This window comes from Pseudarthrobacter phenanthrenivorans (assembly GCF_000813845.1).
Taxonomy (GTDB): Bacteria; Actinomycetota; Actinomycetes; order Actinomycetales; family Micrococcaceae; genus Arthrobacter; species Arthrobacter phenanthrenivorans_B.
In genome coordinates this window covers 1-12,705 of record NZ_JWTB01000023.1, presented here as the reverse complement: position 1 = coordinate 12,705, position 12,705 = coordinate 1, and the positions used below count along the sequence as shown (strand labels likewise).

Genomic DNA, 12,705 nt, shown 5'->3' with positions numbered 1-12,705 from the left:
GGCCAGTCGCAATGACCAGCCGGGGCTTTCTACTGTTCTAGCGGGAGCGTCCGTTGGCTACGGTTGCGACCCGCTCCATGCCGGATCCAACGCGGCCATCCACATATGCCGTGAACTCGTGTCCGTCCACTACTAGGCGTAGTGAGGACGGGAACGCCGGCGCCGCGACACTCACCCCAGCCTGAACAGCACCAACCCTGCCGCCTTCCGCATAACCACGGAACGTCCCAGCATTGATCGCAGCCAACACCCCGTCATACCGCCTGGACGACTTCTCGTTGATAATCCACTCACCAGAACGGACCTTCAACGGCTGACCATTCACCATCGCCAACACGTTGTCCTGAGTCGGATCAGACGGCGCAGTGCCAGGAACAATGCCACCCTCAGCGAAACCCATAATGTCCCGCACCCGGCCACCAGTCACACCAGCGACAGTTGCAGCGCCAAAACCAGCAACAACAGCGCCGGTCTGCTCCCACGCATCCCGGTTCTGCGTGGCAGACTGAACAAGCTTTCCCATATGAGTGTCGGCGGTCTTTCCCGCGTCCTCAGTCGCCTTCTTGGTCTTCTCCGTTGCCGCTGCGGCTTCAGCCATGGCGGCCTTAAAACCCTGAATTTCGGCCGTGAACCGGACCGCGACATTTCTTTGGGCCATATGCCCACCTCCTGTTTTTGGGTACAAAAAAGCCCGCCATAAGCGGGCTGCGATGTTGTGAAGCTATTCAGTTATGAGATGCATAGGCGCCGGGCCGAAATCCCCCCATCCCGTACAGAACTAATTCAGCCTCCCCGGCGGGAAAATTTCGGAGGCCCCTGCTGCGGGGATAGGCCCCAGGGTACTTACCGATGTCCGCGCGGTCTGAAGGTCCGGTCAATAAGTGAGGCCCATAAAGCGGGTGCGTCCTCCCAGCCGTACATGCGGCCATCCTGCCCTCTTACGCGCCGACACGCGCCGCCCCTGAACCAGCCGTGGAACTCGCCCCAAGGTGTTTCGATGAGCTGCTGCGTCACACGGTTCGGATCCTCAGAGCCTTTGAACACCGGCGCCACCGCGGCACGTCTGGCCTGCCTCCTACTGCTCATGGCGGACTACCCAGCCAAGGGCCAGCATTCCAGCGGGTGTAAGCCCTAGCTGCCCGCCTAAGTGCCGCATTTCCTGGGCCTGCCATGCTGATGCTATACCGTCGTATACGGCCACAGCGTGGCATATGTAGGCCGCTACAGCGGGGATAAAGGAGTCGTCCCACTCGTTAGCCTGCGGGCTTTTCCATAAATTCCGCCACAATTTCTTCTCCTCCGGAGCCCAATTACGTGTTTTTGGCAGCGAAGGGATAGGAAGAGAACACCCTTCAGCGGGTAGTTCAATCAGCCCAGAACGCACGCTGGGGCTGCGATGCCGGGAATTTGGCTTAACGGGATTTGCCTTCGGACCAGGCATAAACGCTCCTTTCTGTTGGGTCTATCTGCTTGCAAAACATCCTTTTCACCTCACCGGCGGTTCCGGAAGGGGCCTGGGGTCCGGGACACCCCCTGGCATGTGGGGGCTAGTCGTATTGGTGTGCTGCTTTGCCGGCGGCGCTGAGGTTGCAGTGCGCGTGACTGGGCCCGAGGTAGCTGGTGCGCTGGTCGTTGTGGTCTAGATGCCACGGATCGCCAGCGGCTATGAGCTGGCCGCAGCGCACGCATGGGACTGTGCCTGTTGCTACCTGTGGTGCGAGGGCTGCGCGGGCGTTGATGTGGTGCGTTCCGTAGCCGCGTTGGGTTGACGTGCCTCGGGCTTTGTCTGCTTCGCGTGCGTGCTGTGGGCACAGCCTGTTGGTGGTGATGGTGGGGCAGCCTTGTCGGGCGCATACCTTCTTGGCTCTTGACATGTTGTCCTTTGGTCGATGTGTGCTTGGGGGTGGAGGTACGTCCTAAACCCGTCCTCCACCCCAAGCGGCTTGTGGCCTCTATGCTCCGTAGAGGGATTCGTAGAAGTCGTTGTTCTCTTCCTCGGAAAGTGGCTGGTCTTTGGGTCGATTCTTACCGGAGAGCCAGTTGTTGACCCGTTCGCGGTAGTTGCGGAGGCCTTCGTGTTCTTCTTCGGTGTGCAGGGATTCGAGGCCGGCGCCGTCCTCGACCATGGCTAGGACTTTGGCCCGGTCGGGTTCGAGCGCGGCTGCGTGGCGGATCTGCCAGGGGACCATGGCGAGGAGCTGCGGATCTAAGCCAGAGGCTGTGAAGGGCGGGAGGTCGCCTGTTGCCCACATTGTCGGGGGCGTTTCTTCGGCCTTGGCTACCTCCACGAGCACGGGACGCTGTTGCGCTTCGATGTCAAGCAGTGGATTGAGAGCGTATTCAGGATTGATATCAGTCATATCTACTGTTTCCTTCTAATTGGATTGGTAATGATTAGCTGGCTATTGATTCATTAGTTTGAATTGCCGCTAACATTTGGGCCTCTGTACAGGGCGATTTTGCTCTGCCTACCGTTGAGGCATGGAGATAAAAATCAACTACACATATGGTCCAAAGCACGGCGAAACCGCTGTGAAGGACTTGGCCAAATTCTCAGAGCGTGGCGACGGCGGGGTTGTACAGACACACCGGGAGCCATGGTGTCGGTGCCTGCGCTCCTGAGGGGCCGTATCCACCAGTAACGTCGGCAACCGTTATGTGGGTGCCTATGCGCTAGACGTTTGCTTCTGCGATCTGTTCAATCTGGCTGTCGTAGTTGAACCTGCTGAGTTCTGCCGGGGTGTCCACCGCGAACGCGCCGGCCTCGATGATGATTTCTTTGAGGCCGGTGACGTGGTCGTCTGTGGGTGGCTGCATCTCCCAGAGTTTTTCGAGCTTCTGCCCTTCGTAGGGGTGAGCTTCGATGTAGCTGTTGGCGACGTTGACCCAGCCTGCTTCGACTGCCCGGCTGATGAGGGCTTTGACGAGGATCTGGTCACCTGCGAGTTCAGCACGGTCCAAGAGTGCCAGCGCTTTGCTTTCGTCGCGTACACCAAGGCTGGAGACTCGTTCGTGCGCGTCTCGGTAGGAGATGGCGTGCTGAGGGTCTGTGGCTGTGTTGCCGAAGAGTTGCCGGCGCAGGTCGTTGGTGCGGGTGGTGCGCGCCTGGAGTTCAGCGGCTTTGAGGTCGTTGATCGACTTTTTGGTGTTCAGGTAGGTCCGGGCAATCTTGGAGAGCTTTCCCTCGGGGGTCAGCTTGCGGTCGTTGCGGACGGCTTCGGTGGTTTCGCGGAGGCGCTGGCGGAGGGTTGCGGCCTGGTTCGCGAGGTCTGTGTTGGCGGCGTTGTATCGTGCCACAGTGTTTCTCCTTTGTCGGGGAAGGTCTATGTGTTGATAGTCCCGCGGCTTCCGGCGTGTATACGAGGGCGCTTCCAGTAACGGAAGGTCTGTAGGGTGATGATGTGGCACGAGAAGCGAATCCTTCCCCCTCCGATCCCGTCAGTGGGCCCGCCAGCAACCTGCTGGGCTCCCTAACTGGAGTCATTGCAGGATCTGTTGTTGGTGGGGTTGAGGGCTCCATTACGGGGGCAGTGGTCGGGCCGATAATTGAAGAGGCAGGGCGTACTGTCCTTTCTCGGCTAATCGGGGCCAGGGAACGGCGTCGTGTTGAAGCTGTAGTTACCTTCACGACACAGGCTGTTCGGCGCAACCTCGAAGCGGGCATGACTATTCGAAGCGATTCTTTTTGGGAACCTCGGGGCGGATTCGCGCCCGATGCCCAGGAAACCTTTGAGGCGGTGCTCCTTGCGGCCCAACGGGATCCGGAAGAGCGCAAGCTTCCCCACATGGGCAGCTTGTACGCGTACATTGCCTGCGACCCAGCAATGACAGCCACTGCTTCTCACTGGCTGATCAGGACCGCGGAATCTTTGACGTGGTCACAGTTCCAACTTCTTGCGCTTGTTGGTAGATCAGACGAATTTGACCTTGAAGGGATAAAGATTGGGCAGTCGGCACGCAACTGGGACAGTGTCGCACTCCATAAGGAACTGAGTGATCTTGGCTTAGGCGGACGCTACCTGATCCATGGGGGCATGGAGGAATTGCCCAACAAGATCCAGGTCCCGACAGGGATGCTGCACCGTTACAAACTGCCGAACCCCGGCTCCATTCTTTATGGCGCTCTGGGTCTGGCTGAAATACCCACCGAAGAGCTTGAAGACATCGTGCACAGACTGAGAAAGCCCGTTGAAAGTGACGACTGAGAACACGCCCAAACGCCGTTTCCTAACTTTCAGTCAGGTCGCGGAGGAATTGAACGTCAACGCGCCTACCGTGAGGGCCCTCCTGGCCGGTGGCGACTTGCGCGGGAATCAGATTGGTGGCCGCGGACTCTGGCGCATCGGGGTCCAGGACCTTGAAGACTACATAGAGAAGACCTACCGCGATACCGCTGAGCGGATAGCTTCTGGAGCCGTGCTTGAAGAGGACACGGCGCCGTAACACTTGCAGGTTCAACAGTGTTGTCGTTGCTTGGTTGTACCGTTTTCCCTGGTTCTATTAGAAATGGGGATTTTTCATGCAGTTCAAAAACTCGGCAACCATAGCGGTAACAGGCTTCGTGCTGTTCGTCATTGGTGGCTTCATCAATTCTCTGGGTATTGCTGGTTCGATCGCGTACAGCCTTACCCCTCGTAGTATTTATTCTTCGAGCAGCAATGATGGCGCGATTACGATGACCCTTATCGGGTCGGTGCTCGCCCTTATTGGTCTTATTCAGATGTGCATGGGGGCGTATCGTGCGCTCAGGAAGATTGACGCGTTGCCCGTGCCGGTTGCGGCACTATCAACCGCGCCTGAAGCTCCGGCTGCACCTGTGAACGCTCCGGGCTATGGCGCGTCCCAGGCTCAGCCAGCACCTGCATCGCCGCGGCAGACACCGCAACACCTGATGTACAACGGAAGCGAGCAGCAGCCGCCCGTCGAATAGGCAGAGACTGCATCAGCGAGACCCAGGATCCCCTCCGATCAGGAAGGACCCTGGGTCTCATGCGTTAGGGAACTTAACCGTGTCCTTCATAGCCCTAAGATTGGCATTGATCGTGTCACCGAGTTGGGGGGAGTTTTTGGAAATGGCGAAACAATCCACGGATGAATTGCTGGAGCACCTTGAAGAGCAACGAGACTGGCTTAGGGCCTCAGCCGAGCGCTTCGACCAAGGCGTTGTCTCCGAGTCCAAACGGATGGCTTCCGTGGTTCGCACCCTGCTTCAGAGCGAAGGGGCTCTACTTGCACAGCTTGGTGTCCGGGAAACAATGCCGTTTGAAGACTCGGTGGGCGGCGATGTTTCCAACGCTGCGTTCTCTACCGGAATCGTAGGGATGAAGGGCGTTGAAGGCGGCTTTGAATACACGGCCTCACTTGATCCCATCAGCGACACCTGCTCGTTTGATGCTTGGTGGAACAACATGGTGTTCAAGACGACGCAGTTTGGCGGCCTCCGCCGGCGTGACATCATACTAAAGCTCGCCAACAAGGACGGCGGGAGCCATGTCGACCCGACTCTCCCACAGGCATATCGGGCAATAACTCGCGAAAATGGCATGGACTGGGTGGTCTGGACAGCCGACGGCGAAGCGCTGGAGCATCCGGGAAATCCAGTTCCTTGGGCGATGCGGCAGATTGCGCACGAAGTGTTGGCCACCCTGGACAAGTACTACCCGCAAGCCCCGTGAGCGACTCCTTTGTCGTGGCAATCCTGCTGCTCCTTCTGGTCGGCCTCCTGCAACGTGCACAAGTTGATCGAAGTGCCAAGCATCGCTCGTGCGCGGGAGCTAACCAAGCGGAAAGCTCCCGTGCACACAGCCTGATCACTCCTGCTCTTATGCAGGCCCGAACAATGTAGCCGCGGGGATGCCAGCCGACATCGGGACGGTTCCTGTGGATCCAGGGTGCGTGCCGTCAGTGGTGTAGCCCGTCTTCCAGATACCCGAGTTTCGGGCTGTCTCGGCAAGATCAGCAATTTCCAGTACACCCACAAGAGGGTGACCGGCCTGTCCTGCACGGATAATGTTCCCACCCGTCGCGCCTACGGCGGCCGGCGATGTGGTTCCTGCCGTCATAGGTGCCCCGTCGCGGAGCCAGGTGTTGAACGCGATCCGGTTGGCGTTACTGCTGACCGGGGTCTGATTCGTGGTGGTAGTCCACCCGTCGGTGCTTGTGGTCTGCGGTGTGATGGTGGTCTGCCACGTCGGTGCGATGGCGGCGAGAGCGTTCCAGTATTTGATGACCAGCGGCTGCAAGGTGGCAAGGGTAGTGCCGATGCTGTTTACGCCGTGTTCGCTGATGATATGCGTGACACCCACGGTATGCAGGAGCTGGACGCGGCGGAACCGCTGGGTGCCGTCAAGATCCATCCAGGCGATGGGGCCCTCCCCGGAGAATGTCACCTTCTGGAACGAGTAGTTTCCGCCAAGGGCGCGTTCCACGAAGCCGCGCTGGCTGTCGTTATCGCCGGCCCCGATGGAGTCCCCGACGATTCCGACGACCGCCTTGCCGGTGTCGATGGGCTGGCCCAGGATCGCTGCTGGGGCGTACATGCGAACGGAACTGCCGCCCGTGAGAGTCCCAGCCCCCAGCCCTGTCAGGTTCGCGCCGGCTGGGTTAGCGTAATTCGACGCGAAAGCTCCGTGGCCACCCCTAGGAAACTTCTCGCCAGACGCTACGGACACAAAAGTGCGGGTGTAAAAGGTGGCACCCTTGACGACATTCAAGTTAGTAAACCGGCTTTGGAAGTTCGAGCACGATCTATCTAGTTCTGAGCAGGAATTGGCCGCAGCGGTTCGCGACTATGAAGACAGGAAATGGGCCCTGCACTTCGTTGTAGAGGACATGAACAAGCGACTGCCGGAGATGGACAGTGCGATGCGACCCAAAGTGCAGCTAAAGCTTTCTAGCGCGAAGCGGCTACTGGAGGGCTCTGCGGAAAAGATCGTTGCAAGCGAACTGGCGAGCTATGAATCTCTGTCTGATGGAAGTGAAGAACGTGTCGAGCATCCAGAAGCGTGACAACGGTTCGTGGAGGGCCCGCTATAGAGACGAGGCCGGCAAGGAGCATGCCCGACACTTCTCGCGGAAGGTAGACGCCAAGCGTTGGCTTGACGAGGTCACGGCTTCTGTCGTGGCGGGGACTTACGTGGATCCCAAAGCGGCTCTTACAACAGTGGAAGAATGGTCCGTCATCTGGCTTCGGGGATATGAGAACAACCGCCCCTCGACTGTCCGGGAGGCAAGGACCCACCTGAAACGTATAAACGAGGCATTCGGGCATCGCCCATTGAAGAGCGTCAGGCCGTCAGAAGTGAAGGCATGGACTGCGAAGCTGAGTGACGAGGGTCTGGCGGACTCCACTGTTTATGCCCTGCATTCGATTATGGGACAGCTCTTCAGCGACGCTGTGCATGATGGTCTGCTGCCCAAGTCGCCGTTGAGTCGGCGCACGGCGCCGAAGGCTGGTAAGCAGCGGCCATACGTTGCAACTACAGAACAGGTATGGGCCCTCCATGACGCAATGCCGCCAGGTCAACAGCCAGCGGTTCTGCTGGCAGCCTTCGCAGGTCTCCGCATTGCTGAAGCGGTGGCCCTTCGTGTTTCCGATGTTGACTTCATGCGCGGCATCATCAAGCCGGCTATCCAGTATCCGGGAGTAGATCTGAAAACCGAAGAGTCAAAGACGCCTATCCCAATTCCGCAAAACCTCTGCCTGGAACTGTCTATGAATCACACCAAGTGGGGGAGTGAAACCCTCGTTACCAACGAGTGGGGCCGGAGCATCTCCCCTCATAGGCTAGAACACTACTTCCGGGAGGCTCGTGAAGTTGTGGAGGGGCTGCCAGAGGGCTTCCGATTCCATGACCTTCGACATTACTTCGCATCGTTGCTGATAGCTCAGGGACTTGACGTGAAGGTGGTCCAGAAGAGCCTGAGGCACTCGTCTGCTAAGACGACCTTGGACACGTACGGGCACATGTGGCCGGACAAGGAAGAATCAGCAAGGGCGGCAGTTGCCCGCGTGCTGGACGAGCGATTGGACGCGCGGACTGAAAAAGAAGCGTAGGTATTGGGCAGCAAAAAGGCCGGCCTTCGGGTGTAAACCCAAGAGCCGGCCTTTTCTTGTTTGAAGATTCTTGCGGACTGCTGGCGGACTATGCCCGCCTCAGCCGCATGAATTAGCTAGACGCCGTAGTAGAGCTCGAACTCGTAGGGGTTCGGGCGCAGGGACAGCGGGCGGATCTCGTTCTCGTACTTGTACTCGATCCAGGTGTCGATCAGGTCCTGGGTGAAGACGCCGCCGGCCTGCAGGAACTCGTTGTCCTCGCGCAGGGCCTCCAGTGCTTCCTCAAGCGTGCCCGGAGCCTTGGGGATGTCCTTGGCTTCCTCGGCGGGGAGCTCGTAGAGGTCCTTGTCGATCGGGGCGGGGGGCTCGATGCGGTTGCGGATGCCGTCAATGCCGGCCATCAGCTGGGCAGCGAAGGCCAGGTACGGGTTGGAGGAGGGGTCGGGAGCGCGGAACTCGATGCGCTTGGCCTTCGGGTTGGAACCCGTGATCGGGATGCGGATACCGGCGGAGCGGTTGCCCTGCGAGTACACCATGTTGACCGGAGCTTCGAAGCCCTTGACCAGGCGGCGGTAGGAGTTCACCGTCGGGTTGGTGAAGGCCAGGACGGCGGAGGCGTGCTTGAGCAGGCCGCCGATGTACCAGCGGGCGGTGTCGGACAGGCCGGCGTAGCCCTTCTCGTCGTAGAACAGCGGCTCGCCGTTGTTCCAGAGCGACTGGTGGCAGTGCATGCCTGAGCCGTTGTCACCGAAGACCGGCTTGGGCATGAAGGTGACGGACTTGCCCCAGGCGTCAGCCGTGTTCTTGATGACGTACTTGAACTTCTGCAGGTCGTCCGCAGCGTGGGTGAGGGTGGTGAACTTGTAGTTGATCTCGGCCTGGCCGGCGGATCCAACTTCGTGGTGGCTGCGCTCGACCTCGAGGCCGGCTTCGTCCAGGGCCACGCACATGGCGTCACGCAGGTCGGCCTGCTTGTCCGTGGGGGAGACCGGGAAGTAACCGCCCTTGACGGGGGTCTTGTAGCCCAGGTTGCCGCCCTCTTCCTCGCGGCCGGTGTTCCAGTGGGCTTCCTCGGAGTCGATTTTGTAGAAGCTGCCCTGCGGGGAGGACTGGTACTGGACGTTGTCGAACACGAAGAACTCGGCTTCGGGAGCGAAGAACGCGGTGTCGGCAATGCCCGTGGAGGCCAGGTAGGCTTCGGCCTTCTCGGCAACGCCGCGGGGGTCGCGGTGGTACGGATCGCCCGTGCGGGGGTTGACGATCGAGAAGTTCAGCGCGAGGGTCTTCTCCATGCGGAAGGTGTCCAGGAACGCGGTGGTGACGTCCGGGATCAGCTGCATGTCGGATTCGGCGATGCCCTGGAAGCCGCGGATGGAGGAACCGTCGAAGAGCTGGCCGTTGACGAAGAAGTCAGCGTCAACGCTCTTGGCGGGGACGTTGAAGTGCTGCTGGACGCCCGGAAGATCGGTGAAGCGGATATCGACGAACTTTACATCTTCGTCCTTGATGAACTTGAGGACTTCGTCCGCAGTCTTGAACATCTATGCTCCTAACGCATATGTAAATATCTGGCATGCAAGCCATGTGATCCAGCGCAATCCAAAAGCAGGGAGAACCCATGGTCTTCCCTGCTGCGGGTACCTGCCGGGGGATTGCTTGAAACTGCTAACAGACTATGGATGCGGCATTTCCCGTCCGTGTCCGCATTGTTTCGGGCAGGTTACAGAATGCCCTGCTATGACCACGCTATCCTCCGTCCACACTATGGTCGAGTCCTATCCACACTGTGGGCGCGCCGCGCGTCCCGGGGATCGGTAAGCTTGGACGGTGGTAGATCGCAAAGACATTGGCTCCTGGCTCAGCGGACCGGACACCTCAGGCATCTCGAAGTATCCGGGGGAGCGGCTGGGCCTGCCGGAGTCCGGTCCCGGCTCCATTGCCCGTGCTGGGCGCAGGATCGCCGCGATCATGATCGACTGGGGAATCGCCCTGCTGATCAGCAACTTTGCCTTTAACGGCGACTCCTGGGCCACCCTGGCCGTCTTCGCCATCGAACAGATCCTCCTGGTGGGGACCCTCGGCTACAGCATCGGCCACCGGATCATGGGTATTGCCGTGGTGAAACCGGGAGGCGGCACCCCCGGACCGCTCGCGGCCCTGGTGCGGGCGGTGCTGCTCTGCCTGGTGATCCCCGCCGTGATTTTCGATCCGGACCAGCGCGGCCTCCACGACAAGGCCATGAACACGCTCCTGGTCCGCCGCTAGCCCTTCAGTCCGGAGGGCCCCTGCGCCTTCCGGCGCTGCCCCGCAATCGCCGGCGCGTTCGTGGCCACCACCCCGCCGATGACGATGGCGCCGCCCACCAGCTGCGCCGTTGTGGGAACCTGGCCGGCAACGACGGTCAGGACCGCCGTGAAGACGGTGATGAGGTTGAGGAATACCCCGGCGCCGCCCGCGGGCAGGACCGCCAGGGCGCGGTTCCACAACAGGTAGGACAGCACTGACGGGAAGATGGCGATGAACAGCAGCGATGCCAGCCCGCTGCTTGTCGCAGGAAGAGCCAAACCGCCCGTTGCCAGCCGCACGGGGGCCAGCACGGCGACCGCCACCGCAGCCTGCACTGCCGTTGCCGTCACCGGCGGGACCTTCGGCGCCAGCCTGCCGGTTACCGTGTAGGCCGTCCATGCAACAATGGCGCCCGTCATCAGCAGTTCCCCGGTACCGAAGCCGGCTGTGAGCAGCCTGCCCACATCACCACCGCTGATGACAACCAGGACACCGGCCAGCGCCGCGACGATACCAGCCACTGACAGGGGAGCCAGCCGTTCGCGCAGGAAGACGGCGGCAGCCAGCGAGATGAGCGCGGGGTTAAAGGCGTTGATCAGTGACGCGTTGAAAGGGCCCGTGTGTTCCAGCGCGAAGTACAGCAGGAGGTTGTAGCCCAGGAGTCCACACAGGCTCAGCGCCAGCAGCCACGGCCATGCGGCAAGGACCGAGCGCCAGCGGGGCCGCTCGACGAGGTGGGCAATCACCAGCAGGGGCCCCAGGGCAAGGGCCCACCGCAGGACCACCAGGCTGAGCGGGTCGATGCTCTGGACGGCCGCGGCCCCCACTACGTAGTTCCCGGCCCAGAACAGCGTTGCCCCCAGCAGCGAGAGCAGTGCGACCATCCGTCTCCGGCCCGGGCTGCCTTTCACCGGTGCCGCCTGCTACGAACGGCTGGCCGCAAGGGCGGGAACAGCGGGTTCGGCGGAATCCGCGCTGAGGTAGCCGCGGCGGCCTGCCCACCGTTCGAACAGGACAGTGGCGAAGGGTAAGACGGCGGAGGCGCCGGCCAGCGCTGCCACAAGGAACGGCCAGCGCTGGACACGCCACAGCGTGAGTGCGGCCATCGCGTATCCGATAAACAGCGCGCCATGGATGGGCCCTGCCACCTGGACCCCGAGCTCGGTGCTGCCCGCAATCCACTTGAAGTACATGCCGGCCAGGAGCGCGGCCCAGCTGCACGCTTCGGCGACTGCAAGGATGCGGAAGACGCGGATCGATGTTGTCCTAAGGGGCATGGTCAGGTCCTGTCACAGGTGAAGCGCAGTCCGTCGTGGCCGCGCAGGCATGGTCAGGGGCAAGAAAAAACGCCCTGGAACCGGATGTGCCGGCTCCAGGGCGTTCCACCAGCTATCGTCCGCGGTTGGGACGGGCCTTGTAGGGGTCAATTCCCTTGGGGATGGGCAGCCTGGTGCCCATGGAAGCAATGCGCTTTGAAACCGTGCTGACCTCAAGCTTGGTTAGTTCGTTCTTCATCTTGCCCATCTGCTTGGCCACCTGGCTCAACGGCACCTGTCCTTCGCCGCGGCCGGTCTGGATGGTGTGTACCGGAACGTTGGGCAGGATGCGCGCCAGGCGCTTCCGTTCAGCATCGAGCAGCGGCTTGACGCGGTGCGACGGGCCTTCGCTGACCAGAACGACACCGGGACGTCCAACGGCGCGGAACACCGCGTCCTGCGTCCGCGGGTTGACGGCGACCGGCTGTTCCTCGGTGATCCAGCCACGCCGCAGCGTGCCAAGGGCGGCACCGGAGGCACCGGGCTGGTTCTCAATCTGCGAGAAGGCCGCGCGTTCTGCACGGCGGGAAAGAATGAACGTGGCACCCAGCAGTCCCAGCGGAATGCCGATAATCAGGCCGGTGATCCAGTTGTCCAGCCAGAAACCCACCAGGAAGCTGACGGCCACAATCCCCAGGAACACCAGCAGCATGAGCCACGGAACCATGGGGTCGTGGCGGCGGGTCATCGTGAAGACCTCGCCTATCTGCTTGAGCCTGCTGGGCTTCTTGGCCTTGGCTTCCTTGGGCTTGCGCTGGAACATGCCGCGCTTCACCGCACTTGAGCCCGAGGGGGTGGAGTTGCTGGAGTCAGGGGATTTCGCCATAGTGCCTCAATTCTACGTGACTTAAACCCCAGGGCCGGACGCCGGAATTGTTCCGGGGTCCGGCCCTGTGCAGGCGCTGGCGGGGTCAGGAATGGGCTGCCAGGAGGGTGGCGGCTTCCTGGCGGGTGGTTCCGGAGTCCTGGATGCCGTCGGCGATGTGGGCGAGTTCGGCGGGGATGTCGCGGCCTTTTTTGCGCATGGCGGTGGCCCAGAGGCGGCCT

15 protein-coding genes and 1 pseudogene are annotated in these 12,705 nt (G+C 61.0%); 7 read left to right on the top strand and 9 right to left on the bottom strand.

The genetic code is table 11. The features are described 5' to 3' along the window. Positions 1-37: 37 nt before the first annotated feature. The 3 genes from RM50_RS12285 to RM50_RS12270 form a co-directional block, all read right to left on the bottom strand. Positions 38-658, bottom strand: coding sequence for a hypothetical protein (locus RM50_RS12285; RefSeq protein WP_043453012.1), 621 nt, complete (start codon positions 656-658; stop codon positions 38-40). Positions 659-1,952: 1,294 nt separating this feature from the next. After that, the gene (locus RM50_RS12275; RefSeq protein WP_043453007.1) at positions 1,953-2,360 is read right to left on the bottom strand and encodes a hypothetical protein; all 408 of its coding nucleotides are present in this window, start codon (positions 2,358-2,360) and stop codon (positions 1,953-1,955) included. A 313-nt stretch (positions 2,361-2,673) separates the two neighbouring features. After that, entirely contained in the window at positions 2,674-3,297 is a 624-nt protein-coding gene (locus RM50_RS12270) for a hypothetical protein (protein WP_043453006.1), read from the bottom strand. A gap of 104 nt (positions 3,298-3,401) precedes the next feature. Between RM50_RS12270 and RM50_RS20685 the strand changes: the two genes are divergently transcribed. The 4 genes from RM50_RS20685 to RM50_RS12255 all read left to right on the top strand — a co-directional run bounded on the left by RM50_RS20685 (position 3,402) and on the right by RM50_RS12255 (position 5,675). Continuing rightward, entirely contained in the window at positions 3,402-4,205 is an 804-nt protein-coding gene (locus RM50_RS20685; protein WP_156133875.1) for a hypothetical protein, read from the top strand. Next, complete coding sequence (locus RM50_RS12260; protein WP_043453003.1) at positions 4,195-4,443, top strand: helix-turn-helix domain-containing protein; 249 nt, start codon at positions 4,195-4,197, stop codon at positions 4,441-4,443. The genes RM50_RS20685 and RM50_RS12260 overlap by 11 nt, the downstream gene beginning before the upstream one ends. Before the next feature lie 76 nt (positions 4,444-4,519). Next, on the top strand, positions 4,520-4,930 hold the full coding sequence (locus tag RM50_RS20680; protein WP_156133874.1) for a hypothetical protein: 411 nt from the start codon (positions 4,520-4,522) through the stop codon (positions 4,928-4,930). 142 nt (positions 4,931-5,072) lie between these two features. Then, positions 5,073-5,675, top strand: a complete 603-nt coding sequence (locus RM50_RS12255; protein WP_167562166.1) for a hypothetical protein — start codon at positions 5,073-5,075, stop codon at positions 5,673-5,675. A 147-nt stretch (positions 5,676-5,822) separates the two neighbouring features. Here the strand turns inward: RM50_RS12255 and RM50_RS12250 are convergent, their stop codons facing one another. Beyond that, positions 5,823-6,539, bottom strand: coding sequence for a hypothetical protein (locus tag RM50_RS12250; protein WP_043452998.1), 717 nt, complete (start codon positions 6,537-6,539; stop codon positions 5,823-5,825). Positions 6,540-6,699: 160 nt separating this feature from the next. On the opposite strand from RM50_RS12250, the gene RM50_RS20675 reads away from it, so the two are divergent. Next, positions 6,700-7,008 (top strand): hypothetical protein, encoded by a 309-nt coding sequence (locus tag RM50_RS20675; RefSeq protein WP_156133873.1) that lies wholly within the window; start codon positions 6,700-6,702, stop codon positions 7,006-7,008. Continuing rightward, entirely contained in the window at positions 6,971-8,056 is a 1,086-nt protein-coding gene (locus RM50_RS12245) for a tyrosine-type recombinase/integrase (protein ID WP_082007071.1), read from the top strand. Before RM50_RS20675 ends, RM50_RS12245 begins: the two co-directional genes overlap by 38 nt. Positions 8,057-8,172: 116 nt before the next feature. Here RM50_RS12245 and glnA read toward each other — a convergent pair whose 3' ends face one another. Continuing rightward, positions 8,173-9,597 carry a type I glutamate--ammonia ligase gene (gene glnA, locus RM50_RS12240; protein ID WP_043452996.1) on the bottom strand — a complete coding sequence of 475 codons (1,425 nt, stop codon included), beginning with the start codon at positions 9,595-9,597 and terminating at the stop codon, positions 8,173-8,175. Between the two features lie 286 nt (positions 9,598-9,883). Here glnA and RM50_RS12235 point away from each other — a divergent pair, with 286 nt between their 5' ends. Beyond that, positions 9,884-10,321 carry an RDD family protein gene (locus RM50_RS12235; RefSeq protein ID WP_043452993.1) on the top strand — a complete coding sequence of 146 codons (438 nt, stop codon included), beginning with the start codon at positions 9,884-9,886 and terminating at the stop codon, positions 10,319-10,321. On the opposite strand, the gene RM50_RS12230 is transcribed toward RM50_RS12235, so the two are convergent. The 4 genes and pseudogenes from RM50_RS12230 to RM50_RS21090 form a co-directional block, all read right to left on the bottom strand. Further along, a complete protein-coding gene (locus RM50_RS12230; RefSeq protein WP_043452989.1) occupies positions 10,318-11,226 on the bottom strand; it encodes a DMT family transporter in 909 nt (302 codons plus the stop codon). The genes RM50_RS12235 and RM50_RS12230 overlap by 4 nt on opposite strands. Before the next feature lie 39 nt (positions 11,227-11,265). Beyond that, positions 11,266-11,619 (bottom strand): DUF3817 domain-containing protein, encoded by a 354-nt coding sequence (locus tag RM50_RS12225; RefSeq protein WP_043452987.1) that lies wholly within the window; start codon positions 11,617-11,619, stop codon positions 11,266-11,268. Positions 11,620-11,731: 112 nt separating this feature from the next. Next, complete coding sequence (locus RM50_RS12220; protein WP_043452983.1) at positions 11,732-12,484, bottom strand: DUF4191 domain-containing protein; 753 nt, start codon at positions 12,482-12,484, stop codon at positions 11,732-11,734. Between the two features lie 85 nt (positions 12,485-12,569). Next, positions 12,570-12,705 (bottom strand): annotated as a pseudogene (locus tag RM50_RS21090) (lipoyl synthase); the annotation flags it as partial.